This is a genomic window from Sphingopyxis sp., from assembly GCF_965279725.1.
Taxonomy (GTDB): Bacteria; Pseudomonadota; Alphaproteobacteria; order Sphingomonadales; family Sphingomonadaceae; genus Sphingopyxis.
Genome location: NZ_CBDIIL010000003.1, coordinates 743,517 through 760,012, shown reverse-complemented (window position 1 = coordinate 760,012; position 16,496 = coordinate 743,517). Strand labels below are relative to the sequence as shown.

16 protein-coding genes and 2 tRNA genes are annotated in these 16,496 nt (G+C 62.9%); 12 read left to right on the top strand and 6 right to left on the bottom strand.

What is annotated here, in order from left to right; translation table 11 throughout:
- The first annotated feature begins 6 nt into the window (after window positions 1–6).
- From ACQY6T_RS12510 to nudC, 3 genes are read left to right on the top strand one after another with little or no spacing between them, the layout of a single operon-like run.
- Complete coding sequence (locus tag ACQY6T_RS12510; protein ID WP_428631132.1) at window positions 7–1,074, top strand: A/G-specific adenine glycosylase; 1,068 nt, start codon at window positions 7–9, stop codon at window positions 1,072–1,074.
- Window positions 1,071–2,357 (top strand): serine hydrolase domain-containing protein, encoded by a 1,287-nt coding sequence (locus tag ACQY6T_RS12505; RefSeq protein ID WP_428631131.1) that lies wholly within the window; start codon window positions 1,071–1,073, stop codon window positions 2,355–2,357. The genes ACQY6T_RS12510 and ACQY6T_RS12505 overlap by 4 nt, the downstream gene beginning before the upstream one ends.
- Window positions 2,357–3,226 carry an NAD(+) diphosphatase gene (gene nudC, locus ACQY6T_RS12500; RefSeq protein WP_428631130.1) on the top strand — a complete coding sequence of 290 codons (870 nt, stop codon included), beginning with the start codon at window positions 2,357–2,359 and terminating at the stop codon, window positions 3,224–3,226. The genes ACQY6T_RS12505 and nudC overlap by 1 nt, the downstream gene beginning before the upstream one ends.
- 146 nt (window positions 3,227–3,372) lie before the next feature.
- Here nudC and ACQY6T_RS12495 read toward each other — a convergent pair whose 3' ends face one another.
- The 3 genes from ACQY6T_RS12495 to ACQY6T_RS12485 all read right to left on the bottom strand — a co-directional run bounded on the left by ACQY6T_RS12495 (window position 3,373) and on the right by ACQY6T_RS12485 (window position 6,056).
- On the bottom strand, window positions 3,373–3,798 hold the full coding sequence (locus tag ACQY6T_RS12495) for a DUF2497 domain-containing protein (protein ID WP_428631128.1): 426 nt from the start codon (window positions 3,796–3,798) through the stop codon (window positions 3,373–3,375).
- 78 nt (window positions 3,799–3,876) lie between these two features.
- On the bottom strand, window positions 3,877–5,358 hold the full coding sequence (locus ACQY6T_RS12490; RefSeq protein ID WP_428631127.1) for a TolC family outer membrane protein: 1,482 nt from the start codon (window positions 5,356–5,358) through the stop codon (window positions 3,877–3,879).
- Window positions 5,359–5,393: 35 nt separating this feature from the next.
- Window positions 5,394–6,056, bottom strand: coding sequence for a protein-L-isoaspartate O-methyltransferase family protein (locus tag ACQY6T_RS12485; RefSeq protein WP_428631126.1), 663 nt, complete (start codon window positions 6,054–6,056; stop codon window positions 5,394–5,396).
- 250 nt (window positions 6,057–6,306) lie between these two features.
- On the opposite strand from ACQY6T_RS12485, the gene ACQY6T_RS12480 reads away from it, so the two are divergent.
- A tRNA-Cys gene (locus tag ACQY6T_RS12480) sits at window positions 6,307–6,380 on the top strand.
- A 324-nt stretch (window positions 6,381–6,704) separates the two neighbouring features.
- Here ACQY6T_RS12480 and ACQY6T_RS12475 read toward each other — a convergent pair.
- A complete protein-coding gene (locus ACQY6T_RS12475; RefSeq protein WP_428631124.1) occupies window positions 6,705–6,911 on the bottom strand; it encodes a helix-turn-helix domain-containing protein in 207 nt (68 codons plus the stop codon).
- Between the two features lie 86 nt (window positions 6,912–6,997).
- On the opposite strand from ACQY6T_RS12475, the gene ACQY6T_RS12470 reads away from it, so the two are divergent.
- The 4 genes from ACQY6T_RS12470 to ACQY6T_RS12455 all read left to right on the top strand — a co-directional run bounded on the left by ACQY6T_RS12470 (window position 6,998) and on the right by ACQY6T_RS12455 (window position 9,694).
- On the top strand, window positions 6,998–7,300 hold the full coding sequence (locus ACQY6T_RS12470; RefSeq protein ID WP_428631123.1) for a hypothetical protein: 303 nt from the start codon (window positions 6,998–7,000) through the stop codon (window positions 7,298–7,300).
- 261 nt (window positions 7,301–7,561) lie between these two features.
- Complete coding sequence (locus tag ACQY6T_RS12465; protein ID WP_428631122.1) at window positions 7,562–7,852, top strand: hypothetical protein; 291 nt, start codon at window positions 7,562–7,564, stop codon at window positions 7,850–7,852.
- Window positions 7,845–8,072 carry a helix-turn-helix transcriptional regulator gene (locus ACQY6T_RS12460; protein WP_428631121.1) on the top strand — a complete coding sequence of 76 codons (228 nt, stop codon included), beginning with the start codon at window positions 7,845–7,847 and terminating at the stop codon, window positions 8,070–8,072. The genes ACQY6T_RS12465 and ACQY6T_RS12460 overlap by 8 nt, the downstream gene beginning before the upstream one ends.
- A gap of 365 nt (window positions 8,073–8,437) precedes the next feature.
- Entirely contained in the window at window positions 8,438–9,694 is a 1,257-nt protein-coding gene (locus ACQY6T_RS12455) for a hypothetical protein (protein ID WP_428631120.1), read from the top strand.
- 101 nt (window positions 9,695–9,795) lie between these two features.
- Here ACQY6T_RS12455 and ACQY6T_RS12450 read toward each other — a convergent pair whose 3' ends face one another.
- Window positions 9,796–11,187 carry a tyrosine-type recombinase/integrase gene (locus ACQY6T_RS12450; protein ID WP_428631119.1) on the bottom strand — a complete coding sequence of 464 codons (1,392 nt, stop codon included), beginning with the start codon at window positions 11,185–11,187 and terminating at the stop codon, window positions 9,796–9,798.
- 220 nt (window positions 11,188–11,407) lie between these two features.
- On the opposite strand from ACQY6T_RS12450, the gene ACQY6T_RS12445 reads away from it, so the two are divergent.
- Window positions 11,408–11,487: transfer RNA gene (locus tag ACQY6T_RS12445), tRNA-Ser, on the top strand.
- Between the two features lie 142 nt (window positions 11,488–11,629).
- On the opposite strand, the gene ACQY6T_RS12440 is transcribed toward ACQY6T_RS12445, so the two are convergent.
- Window positions 11,630–13,186 carry an N-acyl-D-amino-acid deacylase family protein gene (locus ACQY6T_RS12440; RefSeq protein ID WP_428631118.1) on the bottom strand — a complete coding sequence of 519 codons (1,557 nt, stop codon included), beginning with the start codon at window positions 13,184–13,186 and terminating at the stop codon, window positions 11,630–11,632.
- A 281-nt stretch (window positions 13,187–13,467) separates the two neighbouring features.
- Here ACQY6T_RS12440 and ACQY6T_RS12435 point away from each other — a divergent pair, with 281 nt between their 5' ends.
- The 3 genes from ACQY6T_RS12435 to dgcA all read left to right on the top strand — a co-directional run bounded on the left by ACQY6T_RS12435 (window position 13,468) and on the right by dgcA (window position 16,486).
- Window positions 13,468–14,352, top strand: coding sequence for a LysR family transcriptional regulator (locus ACQY6T_RS12435; protein ID WP_428631117.1), 885 nt, complete (start codon window positions 13,468–13,470; stop codon window positions 14,350–14,352).
- A 96-nt stretch (window positions 14,353–14,448) separates the two neighbouring features.
- A complete protein-coding gene (gene dgcN, locus ACQY6T_RS12430) occupies window positions 14,449–15,483 on the top strand; it encodes an N-acetyltransferase DgcN (RefSeq protein ID WP_428631116.1) in 1,035 nt (344 codons plus the stop codon).
- Between the two features lie 10 nt (window positions 15,484–15,493).
- Window positions 15,494–16,486 carry an N-acetyl-D-Glu racemase DgcA gene (gene dgcA / locus ACQY6T_RS12425; RefSeq protein WP_428631115.1) on the top strand — a complete coding sequence of 331 codons (993 nt, stop codon included), beginning with the start codon at window positions 15,494–15,496 and terminating at the stop codon, window positions 16,484–16,486.
- Window positions 16,487–16,496: the final 10 nt, after the last annotated feature.

Below are 16,496 nucleotides of genomic sequence, written 5' to 3'. Positions count from 1 at the left end.
CGGGGGGTGAGCGTCCAGACTTCCCCATGTACCAGTGAGTCGACAGGTGATGCCGGCGATAGCGTCGCGGCGCGCCTGTTGGCGTGGTATGATCGCGCCGCGCGGGTGCTGTCGTGGCGGATCGCGCCGGGCAGCGACGAAGTACCCGATCCCTATCGCATCTGGCTGGCCGAGGTCATGTTGCAGCAGACGACGGTCGCTGCGGTCGCGGGCTATTTTGGGCGCTTCACTGAACAATGGCCGACGGTGGCTGATCTGGCGGCGGCCGACGATGCCGATGTCATGGCGGCGTGGGCCGGGCTGGGATATTATGCGCGCGCCCGCAATCTGATCGCCTGCGCCCGCGCCGTGGTCGCGGATCATGGCGGCCGCTTTCCGGACAGTGAGGCGGCCTTGCGCGCGCTGCCGGGTATAGGCGACTATACCGCGGCGTCGGTGGCGGCGATTGCCTTTGGCCGCGCGGCGGTCGTCGTCGATGCCAATATCGAACGTGTGATCGCACGCCACCGGATGATTGAGACCCCGCTGCCGATGGCGAAGCGCGAGATACGTGCCGCGCTGGCGCCGCTCGTGCCTGCTGACCGGCCCGGCGATTTTGCGCAGGCGCTGATGGACCTCGGGGCGACCATTTGCACGCCGCGAAACCCCGCCTGCGCGATTTGTCCGCTGATGGACGATTGCCGCGCGCGCGGGCGGTCGGACATCGAACGCCTGCCGGTCAAGCCGCCAAAGAAGGCGAAGCCGCATCGTTACGGGCTGGCGCATTGGATCGAGCGCGACGCGCGGATCTGGCTCGTCCGGCGTCCTGACAAAGGGATGCTCGGCGGGATGCGTGCGCTGCCCGGCGGCGACTGGACCGATGCGCGCCCGACCGAGTCGGGCATCGCCGAGGTCGATCATGGCTTCACCCATTTCGACCTGACGCTGAAACTCGTGCAGCGCCAATCACCCCCCGAAACCCCCGCTGCCGCAGCGGAAGGCGAATGGTGGCCGATCTCGGACCTTGACGCGGCGGGCCTGCCGACGCTCTATCGCAAGCTGGTCGACAAGATGATGCTGGAGAGACGCACATGAACATGATGGTTTCACGCCGGGCGCTGCTCGGCAGCATCGCGCTGGGCGGCGGCGCCGCGTTGCTGCCGCGCGCCGCACTGGCATGGAAGGTCGACGGCGCCGGGCTCTATCCCGCGACCCATGCCTTCATCAAAGGCTTCGTCGATCGCCGCGAACTCGCCGGCACCCTCGCCGCGATCGGCAAGGGACAGGAGGCGGCGGTGTTTTTCGGCGCCGGAGTGCAGTCGAACGATTCGACGACCCCGGTCGGCCCCGACACGCTGTGGCGCCTCTATTCGATGACCAAGCCGATCACCGGCATCGCGGCGATGCTGCTGATCGAAGATGGCAAGATGAAGCTCGACCAGCCGATCGCCGATTTCCTGCCCGCCTTCGCCAAAATGCAAGTTCAGGACACCCCCGACGGATCGATCACCGCCGTGCATCCGGCCAAGACCCCGATCACGGTGCGTCACCTGCTCACCCACACCGCAGGCCTGGGCTATAATATCATCCAGAAAGGCCCGATCAAAAAGGCCTATGACGATGCCGGCATCGTCGGCGGCTCGGCCAGCCGCCTTCCGATCCCGGGCTTTGCGCCAGTAACCCCCGCGCCGAGTTTGGCGGCGATGGCCGATCGCCTGGCGGCGCTGCCGCTCGTATATGAGCCCGGGACCAAGTGGAGCTATTCGATCGCCCTCGACCTGATGGGGCGGCTGATCGAGGTCGTATCGGGCCAGTCCTTCGATGCTTTCCTGAAAGCGCGGCTGTTCGACCCGCTCGGCATGACGAGCACCAGCTTCATGGTCGCGGCAAAGGACGTCGGGCGCTTCACCACCAACTACGCCCCCTATGGCGGCGCGCTGATCCCCTTCGATCCGGCGACCAGTTCCATCTATCTCGATCCGCCGCCCTATCCGTTCGGCGGCGGCGGGCTGGTGTCGAGCGCGCGCGATTACGACCGCTTCCTCGCGATGCTGCTGGGGGAAGGCGCGACGGGCGGCGTGCGGGTGATGAAGGCCGAAACCGCGCGGCTCGCGATGTCGAATCTGCTGGCCGACAGCGTCGATCGCAAGGGGACGTTTATCGATGGCCAGGGCTTTGGCGCCGGCGGCCGCGTGTCGCTGCCGAGTTCGCCGGGTGGCGAGGGCATTTTCGGCTGGGCAGGGGCAGCGGGGACGATCGGTTTCGTCCACCGGGGGCTGGGGTATCGCGTCGCGGGCTACGCCCAATATATGCCCTCGGGCGCGCTGCCGTTTCAGGAAAAGTTCGGCGAAACCTTCTTCAAGGATGTGATCGGCTGATGCCGTTGCCGCTGGGGTTCACCGGCGCGTGGCTCGACCGCGCCGATCCGTTGCGCAGCGATGCCGACGGCTTCGCTGCCGCGGTCGCCGATCCGCGCGCGCGGTGCCTGACGCTCGACGGGATCGACTTCGTGCCAGGCGAGGGCGGCGGCCTGCTGTGGGACGCGCTCGACCCTGCCGATGACCGCGCGCTGCTGCTGCTTGGACTCGATGGCGATGGAATCCCGCATTTTGTGCGCGAAGCGGCTGCCGCGTCGCGCATCGATGCACGGTCGCGCACCGTCATGCGCTTGCTGCCCCTGCTCTCAGGCGAAGAGGCGGCTCTTTACGGCGGCGCGCGCAGTCTGGTCGACTGGCACGCGCGGCACCGCTTTTGCGCGGTGTGCGGCACGCCGACGACGGTGTTTCGTGCCGGTTGGGGACGCCGCTGTGGCAGTTGCAACGCCGAACATTTTCCGCGCGTCGACCCCGTGGTGATCATGCTCGCCGAGTTTGAAGATCGCGTTTTGGTCGGTCGGCAGGGCGGCTTTCCACCAGGATTCTTCTCGGCGCTGGCTGGTTTCGTCGAGCCAGGCGAATCGCTCGAGGAAGCGGTGGCGCGCGAATTGTTCGAGGAAGCGGGCATCCGCGTTTCGGACGTAACCTATGTGGCGAGCCAGCCTTGGCCGTTCCCGTCGTCGCTGATGATCGGTTGCCGTGCTGTCGCGACCGATCCGGCGCTGACGCTGGATACGACCGAGATCGAGGCAGCGATGTGGGTCGAAAAGACCGACGTGCGCGCTGCGCTCGCGGGCGATATGGGTGCGCCGTTCACGGCGCCGCCGCCGCTGGCAATCGCGCGCTATTTGCTGGAAGATTGGGCGGGATAGATAGGCTCACCGAGGAAATCGCGATTCCGTTTCGCCCGTTCGTGCTGGGCTTGCCGAAGCACCGCGCTTCCGATCTGTCGCGTGAGGAAAAGACGGCCCTTCGACAAGTTCCGGGCAGATCGTTCAGACCAGATCTGTGGGTTTGATTAAATCCGCCGCCCGGTAATCCGGCTGATTTCCTTGGCCACCATCGCCTCGACCAGCGGCGGCAGGTTGCTGTCGAGCCAATCTTTGAGCATCGGGCGCAACGCGTCAATGACCACATCTTCCATCGTGCGCCCGGCGGTCGCAGGCGCGGTTACTGCGGCAGCGGCGACCGTCGGGGCGATTGCTGCAGTCAGCGCTTCGAGTGATTGGCGCGCGGCGCCGGCGCTGGCTTCGGAAACCAGCTCGTCGGCCTCGGTCGCCGCCTCGGCGGCGACTTCATCTTCTTCGTCCTGAAGGTCGAGAATGTCGTCGGCCTCGGGGACGCGGATATCGCGTACCGAACCCGGCGCCTCATCCCGTGCGATCACGCGACGAATCGACGATAAAATATCTTCCATCGATGGTTCCCGCGACATATCGCCCATACACTAGCCCCCTAAACCATCACCGTTACCGTATGGTTAACCGTCGTCTTACCGATTTGGGGCGTGTTTTGCCAAGCGTTATTGTGACGACAGCGCGGGCGGACCCACCGGTACGCTCGCAGTGGCGGCCGGAACGGCGCGCGTGTCGGTTGCCTGCTGCTGCGGCGCCGGGTCGTCGGCCCAGTCCCAAATCTGCCCGCGCACGCGCTTGTAATTGACTTCGGGATCGTAAAGCGCACCGCCTTCGATCCCCAAATCGCGGGCTTCGGCCTTGCCCATCGCGGCAAGGACCGAGAAGGCCGCGACATAGCTGTTGCGCTGCGCCGACACGAGCTGAACCTGGGTGTTCAAATATTCCTGTTCGGCGTTCAAAATGTCGAGAATCGACCGTGTCCCGACGCTGTTTTCGGCGCGTACGCCTTCCAGCGAAAGCCCGTTGGCGCTCACCGCCTGCTGCGTCGCGGCGATGATCTGTTCGTTCGCGCGCCACGCGGCATAGGCGGCGCGCGTCTGGGCGATCACGCTGCGTTCGACCTCGACATAATTTTCGATCGACTGGCTGGTGCGCGACTGCGCTTGACGGACCTGCGCCGACGGGCGCCCACCCTGAAAGATCGGGATCGACAATGACAGCCCGGCCGAAGCGCGTTTTGTTGTATTGTCTGACGTCGGGTCATTCACCGAATTCAGATTGTTATTATAACCGGCGCTGGTCGTCGCCGACAGCGTGGGCAGCCGCGTTGCACGCGCGACGCCGATGTCGGCGCGACTGGCATTGATGACCTGATTCGCGGCCTCGATGTCGGGATTGCTGGTCAGCGCGATTGCGACTGCTTCATCAGGCGATGCGGGCAGGTTTGGTAGCTGTGGGGGTTGTTCAAGGTCGACCGGCGCGTCACCGACGAGACGGGTATAGGATTCGCGGCTGGCGATGAGGCTGGCCTCCGCCGTACGCAAATCACCCTCGGCCAGCGCGAGCCGCGCCTCCGACTGCGCGACGTCGGTGCGCGTAAGATCGCCGATCTCGAACCGGTCGCTCGATGCCTGCAAATTGGTGCGCAGCACCGCGACATTCTTTTGGTTCAGCTGGACGATCGCCTGGTCACGGATGACGTCCATATAGGCGCCGACGGTCTGCGAAAAAATGCTCGCCTCGGTCGCGCGCAGGTCGGCCTGGCCCGCTTCGACACGATATTTGGCGGCCTTTACCGCGTTGCGCACCGCGCCGCCTTGATAGATCGGCACCGAAACTTGTCCGCCGACGCTGACGAAGCGTTTGGGCGAGAAGAAGCTGTTGCCAGGCAGGACCAGATTTTCCTGATAATCGACCCCGACCCCGACATTCGGCAAGCCAGCGGCTTTCTGGATCGGTACATTTTCGTCGTTGGCACGTTGTCCAGCGCGGGCCGCAGTCAGCGTCGGGTTGTTTTCATAAGCCTTCGCCAGCGCATCCTGCAGCGTTTCGGCGTGCGCCGCCGACGACAGCGTCAAGGCGCCGATGGCAAGCCCGGCAAGCCAGCGTGCGCGAGAGAGGGGCCGTTTTTTATCGGTATCGAGCATCGTTATGTCAGCCTGAAACAAGGAGGGATATGGCTTTAGAATTGGAAGCCGGCCGGGGCAGCAAAGCCGGGCAGCGGCGCGGCATCCATATCAGCGAAGCTGCGCAGCGCGATCGCGCCGCCGGCCTTCACCCCCTGGACCAGCCGGGTGACCGCGCCGTCGCGGCGCGCCGCGACCAGGCGGCCACCCTCGGCCAGCTGTGCGGCAAGCGCGTCGGGCAGCGTGTCGATTGCGCCTTCGATAATGATGCGGTCGAACGCCGCGGCATCGGGGGCGCCAGCGCTCAGCGGTCCGGCAACCCAATGTATCTTCGCGTCGACGGTCGCCGCCTGTGCCATCGCCATCAGCTCGGGTTGTTCCTCGACGGCGTGTACGTCGGCGCCGAGCCGCACGAGCAGCGCGGCGGTGTAACCGGTGGCGCTGCCAATCAGCAGCACGCGTTGCCCGGGACGGATCGCCGCGGCGACGAGCAGGCGGCCAGTAACCAGCGGTGCGTTGAGCGCGCGGCCATGACCAAGCGCGATCGCGCGGTCCATATATGCGACGCTGGCAAGCGCGGCAGGGACATGCGCCTCGCGCGGCACCGCCGCCATCGCGCCGACCACCGCCGCGTCAATAACGTCGTTGGTCCTCAGCTGGCTGTCGATCATGGCAGAGCGCATGTCCGCCGCAGTGATTTCGCTAAACTTGGTTGCCATCAGCCTTTTCCGATTCCCTGGGGCATGAACCTGTGCGGGGCAGTTCTAGCCCAAGCGCGGCTGTATTGCAATGCTAATACAGCCCTTGCCCATATAGACGCGCATAGCTGGCAACGGGGGTGCCGCCAACCCTGTATCATCGGGACAAGCCGGTGCATGGGCGAATCCTTGACAAGGCAGTGAAAGCCCCTCACTAGCGGCGCCGTCCAACACCCGGCCCATCCCTCAGGGATGCGGTAATTTGGCATGAGGCCCGATGGCGGAGTGGTGACGCAGCGGATTGCAAATCCGTGCACGCCGGTTCGATTCCGGCTCGGGCCTCCAAACTCAATAGCAGAATCCGCGAGGAATCTCAATGGCCTTGGCCGTAAGCGGGACGCATGCGACCTACGTCTGATCTGTGCTCGGTCGTATTGGGCAGCACTGGGGCAGCACGGTCGTTGCGTTGCTACTCTCGCTGTTCCGACTGTGACGCACCGCATCCTGAGCAGAGCAGCTGTTGATTTCAGTGAAGCGATGGCATTGAGACACTAAGGCGATTACGCCATGAAAGATACCGAGCCGGGGTCGCCAAGGGGGTACGGGGGACAGGCGGTGCTTGACCGACGCTATACGCAGGGGCGGAGGAATTTGTGCTGAAATTTGCGGCTAGGGTCTGAGCAGTTCCCAAGGTTCTAATTCAAGCGCGTCGGCGAGCCTTCCCAAAGCCTGAACGGTCGGATTGCGCCTGCCACGCTCTAGCTCGCTGAGGTAACTGCGTTCCATCCCCAATTTGGCGGCTAGGTCCTGCTGGGTAAGGTCGCGCGCGAGCCGTTCTTTTCGCACATTTTCACCGAAGAGCCGGACCACATCCATTGGAGGACTTGGCGGCATTCACCCTCGCGAGTATGTATGCTAATCGTGACATTGCCTCTCGGGTATGGGGCGAGGAGAGATTGTCGATGAATACAGCTCTTATTTCGTTCGGCTCGCTCTTGGTGTTCGCCGCAGTGGTTGCGGGGGGCGGCGCGCTTTGGAGTTACTGGGGATGGGTACAATCTGGTCGCCCTCGCTTCACAGCCAACGAGCAACTGCAAATCGATATTCTGCGTGCTCAGGGACGGACATTGAGGAGCGCGCGAAGCGTGGTTCTTGAACAGCGAAGCTCCCCATTCATTGCCCAGATTGATGCCATTCGAGACACGATGGATTTGGCCAATAACCCTGATCGAGAGGGAGAATTGCGGGACTTGTTACGTCGTTAGATGGAACGCACGAGGCCCAGTGGTTCTCGTTAGCGCGCTTTCTCTTGTAATGTTTCCCAGCGTTCCTATTTCGAAGATCAAACCGGATAAGGTTGCGGCAAGGGCCGCTTTTCACCGGTGGCCACCGAAGAGATCATTAGGCCTAATATAGTTGGCCGCCGACCATCCCACATTTCTGCTTCGCCCTTGGTAAAGGCGTCGCGCCCATTCGGGCGGGCGTTCTTGATTCATGCGCTCCGTCCATATCGTCGGAGATCCACGATGAACTACCCTAACAACTCCGTTGCCTTCCAAATTGACGAAGGAGAGGTGAAAACCATCCGCCAAAGTGAGTGGTCGCGGCTCCTTTGCTATTTGTGGCTCAATCGCCATCGCTGGGTGACAGTGCTAGAAATCGTCTGCGAGTTAAGAACTTCCGAGGTTCCGGCGCGGTTGTCCCAGCTGAGGAACAAGCACGGGGTTCTCGTCGAGAGCAAGCAGGGCACGGGCCGAAAGAAGCTGTACCGCCTCGACCCCTCTGTCTTGGTGGTGGAAGGCGTCTGCAATGGCTGACACTCGCGACCCCCGAGGCTGCGATATCATTCTGACGCCCACGGAAGCAGCCGGTGTCTTGAAGCTCAGTGTCCGGACGCTTGAAGATATGCGATGGAGAGGCGGAGGACCGAGGTATCTTCGGTTGTCTCGCAACTGCGTTCGCTATTGTCGGTCTGACGTTATTGCTTGGGCTGAGGGAAGGGCGAGGTTCAGCACCAGCTACCCTCCTCTCTCCTAGAATGTGACATCCTCCCTCCCCTAAACCCCTCCCTTATGGGGTCACCGGGGGCGGGGGGGTTTTAACCGAAAGACCGAATGATGGTCTCTCTTATATATTAGCTACCAGTGGTCGAGCCCTGGTTATTGCGCGCGGCGAACCACAGCTCAGGTGTTCGGTTCACGACAAGACCTGCTGAGGGTTAGAGGATGCGCAGCCTACCCTCCTTGCGCGCCGAGAACGCATGGAGTCATTCGGGATAGATGATTGAGAGGCCAGCCCGACGTTATCAATTGCAGAACGGCAAGACCCATCGTTGTGTATATAGAATTGGCCACTATATTATTGTGAATAGCGGCAATGCTGCATGTAGCGTGGGGGACGGGATGACTGATGGGACCGCAATACTCGACCAGATATCTGGAGCTTTAGACGCGCTAGCAACTCAGCTACATGCCAATATCGGGCGAGATGAGCCATTAAACCAGATTTGGGGTTGGAATATGCCCGCGATCACGCGCGATGAATTCGCTGCGCTGATCCGTGAGCCGATCCTCGTCATTCAAAGTTTGCCGGACAGAGAGGTGAGCGACGTAGATCTCAATATTTTGAACGGATATCCGGGCCGAATCTCGCACTTCCAAAGCGAAGTATTGCCAAACGTTGCGGGCGGAAATGCCTTTCACGTTTACATCACCGCCATTTCAATGATTGATGCTTTGAAGGTTTTGCTGGAACAATACGCGTTATCCGATCCTGATTGGACGAAGATAGAGGATCAAAAGCTAGTCCCAACGTCTCAGCTCCGGCGGCTACGACAACTACAAGCTTCTATCGACAAAGCCGTCACCGACGGGGGCGATATCGCCGCTAAGATTGACGAGATTAACGCGGCTCGGGCGACGGCGGAGGCACTTCCTGCCGATCTACAGGCGTTGGTTGAAGCCCAGACCGCGTATGCTAAGGCAATGAAAGAAATCGAAGGAGTGAAGGGCAAGGTAGGCGAAGCTCTTGCAGCGGCGGATGCCGATCAGAAGGCAATCGACTTGCTCAAGCAACAGGCCGAGCAGCTAGTTGCGAATACCGAAGCGGCTCAGGCTGCCGCAACCACACAGGGTCTCGGGGCGGCGTTTGATAACAAGGCCAAGGCGTTGGGTACGTCAACTATGGTGCTTGGCGGCCTTCTCGCTTTAACCCTAGGAACGGCAGCATGGCTTTCGGCAGGACGAATTGAAGCTATCCACACGTTGATTGAAAAGCCGAACGTGTCACTTCAATTGCTTTGGGTGCATGTCCTGTTGACTGCCATCAGCGTCGCTGGGCCGGTCTGGTTGGCTTGGATATTGACTAAGCAAATAGGTCAGCGGTTTCGCCTTGCAGAGGACTACGCGTTCAAGGCTTCTGTTGCAAAAGCGTTCGAAGGCTACCGTCGCGAGGCGGTCAAAGTTGATCCAGCCTTTGAAAAGCGCCTATTTGCCTCAATTCTTGATCGCCTCGATGAAGCTCCGTTGCGACACGTTGAAGAAGAAAATCACGGGAGCCCTTGGGCTGAGTTGATTGTTGGGCGGCTCAGCAAAGGCAAGGCTGGGGCTGCCCCCGTCCCGCCTGCTATTCAAAGCGGGGACGAAGGGGCATCGGCTTAGCTTCCACCAGCGAACAGACGCGCTTGTAATTCACTCGCAGCCAAGCGGCTGAGGAGGCTGGGCACGGCCCGACAAGGAAATCAGTTTTGGGATTGTGCTTCTTATCCACGTTGCCGGGGCACCCGTTCGCTGTAGACTTGCAATGCAGGACGGCCAATCGCGTCTGACACATCGCGCTGCCCTTTCATCGGCACTACCGTTTTATCCGCTGCCTTCCGGGCCTTTGCGTCTTCCTCAGCCTGTGCTGCGAGACCCGCCAGTCTCATGCCGTTCGCCCTGCGAACCTCAGGAACTACGTGTGCATAACGCCGAGTAGTGATGGGGGTGGCGTGGCCGCATTGTATCATCGCTGCCTCCAACGAACCCGTTGCGATTACCAGATGGGTAGCCCCCGTATGCCTTAGGTCGTGGATGCGGCCCTTCCTTACGCCTGCCCGCTTCCACACTCGCTCCCAAACGTTGTTGAGCCGCAAGAGCGGCAATCGGGGATCGAACTGCTGCGGGAACACCCACCATTGAGCCGCTTGGCCCAGCTCGACTACGGGTCTCGCAGACTGCAATGCAATGGAAATAGGCTTCCATTCTAAGAGGCGCTGGGCGAGATCGGGATCGAGGAAGCGGGTCACCGGGCGTCCAATTTTGGTATTGGTGCTTTCAACCGTCCACCAAGCGCCCCCGCCTTTTTCTTCTGTCTCGAACTCGATTTGACCCCAGTGTGCGCGTGTCACTTCTCCCAGCCTTGCCGAGGTCAATGCAAGCATACGCAATGCTAGTCCCCCCGCCCGGTGCTGGTCGTTGTCTGCGGCCTCCAACAGTCGACCCCATTCATCCGCCGTATAGTAAAACTCGCTCTGGTGCTCAGGATAGCGGCTAACTCCCTTCACCGGGTGCTCAGGCGCACACCCTTCCCGATAGCCCCACAGGACAGCTAGCGAGAGCATCTTGCTCAGGAGAGCCAGAGCGCGGTTACATGCGCCGGGAGTTTCCCTCTTCGTGACCTTGAAACGCTCCACCATCGCGGGAGTGAGATCGGTGACCTTGATCGAACCAAATGTCGGGGACAGGTGGTCTCGCCAAAGCTGCCTATAGCTATGCGCGGCTTTCTTGAGGCGGCCTTCGCCTTCCCAATATTCATCCCACAAGCGTTGAACGGTGGGTGTGCGCTTATCTTTGATCCGGGCGGCGTCAGCGGTCAACCGCTTCTGCCGTTCACCCTCGCTGGTCCCCTTTCGCCCGCGCTCGCGTTCCGCCCAGCGCCTTGCTTGTTCGGGTGTCATTTCAGCATATGCTTTTGACAGCTTCACTTGGGCGCTTCCTCGACCACCTTCGCGATAGGAGAAGACCCAGCGCCATTGAGCGGGGTCGTTATTGCGGCGCGTTCGGAGACCGAAGCCGGAGATGCGGATATCCCAAATTACCTCCGCACTCGCAGGGTTCAGACCGCGCAAGCTTCGCGTGGACAGGTCGGCCTTGGTCGGTGGGGTCTTCGGCACTGGGTATCTCCTTCAACATGCGACCCGTCAAATCGCAGGCAGGTGACTCCCCAATCCCCGAAATATCGGGAGTATGTCGCTCGCGTACAAGGCCCTAGTTTACGGACGGGCAGCACGTGGGCAGCACTCAGGTTGGGGGTCCTGCTAGCCTCTCACCGTCGCACACCGTATTTGGAAACCGAAAAAACCAGCTTTTCTGTGGATCAGACGTACCCAAGAGGGGCCGAAAGAAACCGCCAGTAGCTAGGCGTTCAGATTGCAAATCCGCGCACGCCGGTTCGATTCCGGCTCGGGCCTCCAAAATCTCCGAATTATCACTTAAAACTGAGCGGTTATGGGGTTTTTGCGTCCGACGTTGGACCAAGGCTGGTCTTCGGATGCCGTTTTTGCGTGGCGTCCTTGTTGCTCGCCCGCAGCGACGATCGTCGGTGCCAACCGGCTTTTAGCGTGCGGCGCAGTTGGACGGGCGGGGCTGCAACAGGGCGCGGCCCGCGGCTATCCCGGTGGTTTGGCCGTCATCTATAGCCAAGGCGCCGTTGACGAACAGGTTTCGGACCCCGACGCTCAGTTCGCGAGGGCGGACATAATCGGCGCGCGGCGCATATTCGGCGGGATCGATAACCACCACGTCGGCGAAGTACCCCGGGCGGAGATAGCCGCGCCGGTCCAGCTTATAGATGTCGGCGGTGCGACCCGTCGATTGGCGGATGAACGTCCGCACGCTGATGACATTGCGCTCGCGGACATAGCGCGCGTATTTTTCGGGGAAGGTCGCGAACATGCGGGGGTGGCCGTTCGATCCGTCGGACGAGGTGACCATCCACGACTGCTGCATCAACAGGTCGACGTCGGCCTGCGCCATGTTGAACGATGCGACCGACGTGCCGCCCCCCTTTTGGCCCTGCTGCTTTGCCGTGATGCTCTGACGGATGATCCGCAGGGATGCATCGCGGCTATCCAGTTTCCACTCGGCCGCGACCTGCGCCAGCGTCCGGCCGGTCCAGGGAAAGTCCTGGTCTATCAGCAGCAGGGCGCTCGCGCCGCCTCGCCGCCGCAGATTTTCCTGCATCTCGTCCCGGATCCGCGCCAGCATGGCGGGATCGTCGAGCCGTTTTAGCAGCGCCGCGCCGCCGCCATCGACTGCCCAGCGCGGCAGCAGCGCCGCGTCGAGGTTCGATCCCGACGCGAGCCAGGGATATTGGTCGGCGGTCACATCGACGCCCGCGGCCCGCGCCGCATCAATTGCGGCAATCACCGCGCTCGCCTGCCCATGAACGTCGACGCCCAGGGCTTTGAGATGCGCGAAATGAACCGGCATTCCCGCCTGCTTGCCGATCGCGATAGCTTCCTCGACCGACCCGAGCAGGCCGATGCTGTAGCTCGATTCGTCGCGCTGGTGGGTGTCGTAAAGCCCGCCGCGAATCGCCGCCTCGCGCGCCACCGCCACGACCTCGTCGGTGTTTGCAAAGCTTTGCGGCGCATAGAAGAGCCCAGTCGATAGCCCCACCGCGCCTTCGCACATGCCCTTGGCAACCAGCGCCTTCATCGCGCCCAGTTCGCCCGCGGCCGGCGCGCGCGCATCCTGACCCAGCACCCGTTGCCGCACCGGGCCGAACCCGACGAACGGCACGATATTGGTGCCGATCCCCGACGCTGCCAGTTTGCCGCTATCGGCGGCAACGTCAGGCGTGCCGTTGCCATCGACCCCGATCATCACGGTGCTGACCCCCTGGTGCAGCCAGGCGGCGTTGACGCGCACGTCCTTGTCGGGCGAACGCAGGAAGCTGTCGGCGTGGGTGTGCGGATCGATGAAGCCGGGCGCGACGATCATCCCCGTCGCGTCGATGATCCGCCTGGCTGAATAGCCGCCGGAGAGACCAACATGGACGATCCGGTCGCCGCGGATTGCAACATCGCCGACAAAAGATTCGCCCTCGCTGCCGTCATAAATCGTCCCGCCGCGGATGATCACATCGACCGCCTCGTCCGTCCGCGCCATGGCTCCGGCGACTCCAAGCAACGCCGTGACCACCGCAAGCACGCCGATGGTCCGGCGAACCGGGGACGAAACAGGCGATGGCATCGGTGTGATCCTTCCGTGCGAACGATGGTGAGCCGCATGAAGCGCGCGCCGCCGGTGCAGCTTTTCCTGCGCGGAAGATGTCCCGAACCGACGTCCCGCGTCCAGAGGGGGGAGTTGCAGCCCCTATAACCCAATGGCATAAGGCGGCAAGGCGGGCCTTTCGCGGCCCGATTGCTGCTGCTTGGGACAAAGACCGAATGAACCTGCGCCAGATCGAGATTTTTCACGCGGTCTTCTTGCACGGCACGGTCAGCGCCGCTGCGCGGTCCCTCAATGTCTCGCAGCCGTCGGTGACCAAGGTTCTGCGCCATGCCGAACGCTCGATCGGCCTGACCTTGTTCGAACGGTCGAAGGGGCGGCTGATCCCGACGCAGGACGCGCATACGCTGTTCGCCGAAGTCTCCGACATTCAGGACCGGGTGCGCTCGCTCCGCCAGGCCTGCCAGAATCTGCGCCACGGGCGTGGCGGCTTGCTCCGCATTTCTGCGCTTCCCTCGCTGGGCCTCGGCGCGATTCCCGCCGCAGTGGCGCGGTTTCTGGGCGATCATGAGGATATCATGTTCGACCTCCAGACGCTCCATCACGACGAAATGGTGCGCAAACTCTATGAGCATGAAACCGACATCGCGATCAGTTTCGAAGTGCCGCTGACCGCCCCCGTCGCGCATCAGGTGATCGGCGAGGGCGAGCTGGTGGTGATCTACCGCGAAGAGGATATGCCCGCCGCGCCGCCGCGCCTGCATCTGGACGAGCTGCGCGGGCAAAAATTCATCAGCCCGGTTCAGAGCGGCCCGATCGGCCGGATGCTGTCGAGCGAACTCAGCCGTCTGGAGGTCGAGCTCGACGAGGTGGTGTCGGCCCGCACCTATTATGTTGCCGCGGGGCTAGTCAGCGCAGGGGTCGGCATGGCGATCGTCGACAATTTCACCGCCCACGCCGCGCTGCCCCCCGGCCTCGCCAGCCGACCGTTGCAGCCCGCGATCACCTTCGACATCAACGCGGTCTATTTGCAGAATCGTCCGCTATCGCGAACGGCAGCGGACTTCCTCACCGTGCTCGCGACGGTGATCGAAGGGCTATAGCGTCAAGCTATAGGATATGGGGCGCTGGATATTGGGGCCGCGCCGCGGGTGAGGTTAATGTCGGTGCCTTCATCGTCCCGCAGGTTGCTCTGAGCCATGATCGAAACGCCCTATCTTCTCTACCTCGGCCAAGCGAACGACGCCGCTGACATCAAGACCTCGCGCGGGCTCGCGGTGTTCCGGCCCGACATTTGTATCGGCGAATATCGCCACGATGATTGCGGGCTGACGCTGGATCTGCCGCGAATGGATTTTGCCGCAGCGCGCGCGGCCGGGGCTCGGACATTGGTGCTGGGTATCGCCAATGCCGGGGGCAGGCTGGGCGAAGATCTGATCGTCGATGCGCTGGCGGCGATGGAGGCCGGACTCGACGTGGCGTCGGGACTGCACCACCGGTTGAACGCCGAACCCCGCCTGATCGCTGCCGCGGCGAGGCTCGGCCGCAAGCTGCACGATGTGCGCGACCCAAGGCCCGACATTCCGATCGGCAACGGCAAGCCGCGCGCGGGCAACCGACTGCTGACCGTTGGCACCGACTGTTCGGTCGGTAAAATGTACACGACGCTTTGCCTGGCCAGCGCGCTGGAAAAGCGCGGCGTCGCCGCCGATTTCCGCGCGACCGGGCAAACCGGCATCCTGATCGCGGGCGACGGCGTCCCGCTCGATGCGGTGGTCGCCGACTTTATTTCGGGCGCCATCGAACAGATTTCGCCCGCGCGCAGCGATAGCGGCTGGGATCTGATCGAGGGGCAGGGTTCGCTCTATCATCCGTCGTTCGCCGGAGTATCGATGGGGCTGCTGCACGGCGCGCGGCCCGACGCGCTCGTCCTGTGTCACGATCCGGTGCGGCCGCATATGCGCGGCCTGTCGCACTATCAGCTGCCGGGTATCGCCGACTGCATCGAGGCCAATCTGCGCGCCGCGCGGCTGACCAACGCCGATGTGCGCTTCGTGGGCATCGCGCTCAACACATCGGCGATGGCCGAGGACGAAGCGCGCGCGCTGTGCGCCGCGACCGAGGCCGAATTCAGCCTGCCGACCAGCGATCCTTACCGGTTCGGAGTCGAGACGATTCTCGACCGGCTGCTGGTCAACGCGACGGGCGCACCCGCCCTCGCCGAAACCGCCTGACTTTTTCGCCGTGAGTCGCACCCTGACCGTCTTTGGCGAGACGTTTCCGCTGCACGCACCCTTTCGCATCTCGCGCGGGGTCAAGACTGCGGCAGAGGTCGTGACAGTGACCATCGGTCAGGACGGCATGACCGGGCGCGGCGAAGGCGTCCCCTATCCCCGTTATGGTGAGAGCGTCGAAAGCGCGATTGCGGCGATCGAGGCGATGCGCGGCGCGCTTGAACAGGGGCTGGGTCGGCAGGAGCTGCTCCAGCGCATGCCCGCCTCGGCGGCGCGTAACGCGATCGATTGCGCACTCTGGGATCTGGAGCTGCAACTGGCGGGCAGCAATATGGCCGCGGTGCTCGATCTGGAACAGCCGCTGCGCCCGATCGTCACCGCGATGACAATCAGCCTCGACACCCCCGAAAATATGGCGGGCGCCGCCGCCGCGCTCGCCGCCGCGCCGCTGCTGAAGGTCAAAGTCGACCGCAACGACCCCACCGCTTTGCTCACCGCGGTTCGCGCAGCGGCGCCGCAGTCGCGGATGATCGTCGATCCCAACGAAAGCTGGACGATCGACGAGGTTCGCAATCTGCAAGGACTGATGACCGATCTGCGTGTCGACTTGCTCGAACAGCCGCTGCCCGCCGACGCCGACGGTGATCTCGTCGGTTTCCGCTCGGCGATCCCGATCGCCGCCGATGAATCGGTGCATGTCGCCGCTGATCTAGACGCGCTGCCCGATGGCTATGGGGTGGTGAATATCAAGCTCGACAAGACGGGCGGGTTGACCGGCGCGCTTGAACTCGCGGACGCGGCGCGCGCGCGCGGGCTGGGCGTGATGACGGGCTGCATGATCTGTTCATCGCTGTCGATCGCCCCGGCATGGGCGATTGCCGCGAACAGTGCCTTCGCCGACCTTGACGGACCGCTCTGGCTTGCCGAGGATCGCGCCGGCGGAGTCAGCGGCGCGAACGGCCTGCTGTCGCCGCCGCAGCCCGGCTTTTGGGGCGGGATCTGATAGGGACAGG

Excerpts from the sequence above, each read along its gene's own strand:
- ACQY6T_RS12485 (WP_428631126.1), bottom strand. The coding sequence starts at position 6,056 with ATGGCAACCAAGTTTAGCGAAATCACTGCGGCGGACATGCGCTCTGCC.
- ACQY6T_RS12490 (WP_428631127.1), bottom strand. The coding sequence starts at position 5,358 with ATGCTCGATACCGATAAAAAACGGCCCCTCTCTCGCGCACGCTGGCTT.
- dgcN (WP_428631116.1), top strand. The coding sequence starts at position 14,449 with ATGATCGAAACGCCCTATCTTCTCTACCTCGGCCAAGCGAACGACGCC.
- ACQY6T_RS12505 (WP_428631131.1), top strand. The coding sequence starts at position 1,071 with ATGAACATGATGGTTTCACGCCGGGCGCTGCTCGGCAGCATCGCGCTG.
- ACQY6T_RS12435 (WP_428631117.1), top strand. The coding sequence starts at position 13,468 with ATGAACCTGCGCCAGATCGAGATTTTTCACGCGGTCTTCTTGCACGGC.
- ACQY6T_RS12465 (WP_428631122.1), top strand. The coding sequence starts at position 7,562 with ATGAACTACCCTAACAACTCCGTTGCCTTCCAAATTGACGAAGGAGAG.
- ACQY6T_RS12460 (WP_428631121.1), top strand. The coding sequence starts at position 7,845 with ATGGCTGACACTCGCGACCCCCGAGGCTGCGATATCATTCTGACGCCC.
- nudC (WP_428631130.1), top strand. The coding sequence starts at position 2,357 with ATGCCGTTGCCGCTGGGGTTCACCGGCGCGTGGCTCGACCGCGCCGAT.
- ACQY6T_RS12470 (WP_428631123.1), top strand. The coding sequence starts at position 6,998 with ATGAATACAGCTCTTATTTCGTTCGGCTCGCTCTTGGTGTTCGCCGCA.
- ACQY6T_RS12495 (WP_428631128.1), bottom strand. The coding sequence starts at position 3,798 with ATGGGCGATATGTCGCGGGAACCATCGATGGAAGATATTTTATCGTCG.
- ACQY6T_RS12455 (WP_428631120.1), top strand. The coding sequence starts at position 8,438 with ATGACTGATGGGACCGCAATACTCGACCAGATATCTGGAGCTTTAGAC.
- ACQY6T_RS12475 (WP_428631124.1), bottom strand. The coding sequence starts at position 6,911 with ATGGATGTGGTCCGGCTCTTCGGTGAAAATGTGCGAAAAGAACGGCTC.
- ACQY6T_RS12440 (WP_428631118.1), bottom strand. The coding sequence starts at position 13,186 with ATGGCGCGGACGGACGAGGCGGTCGATGTGATCATCCGCGGCGGGACG.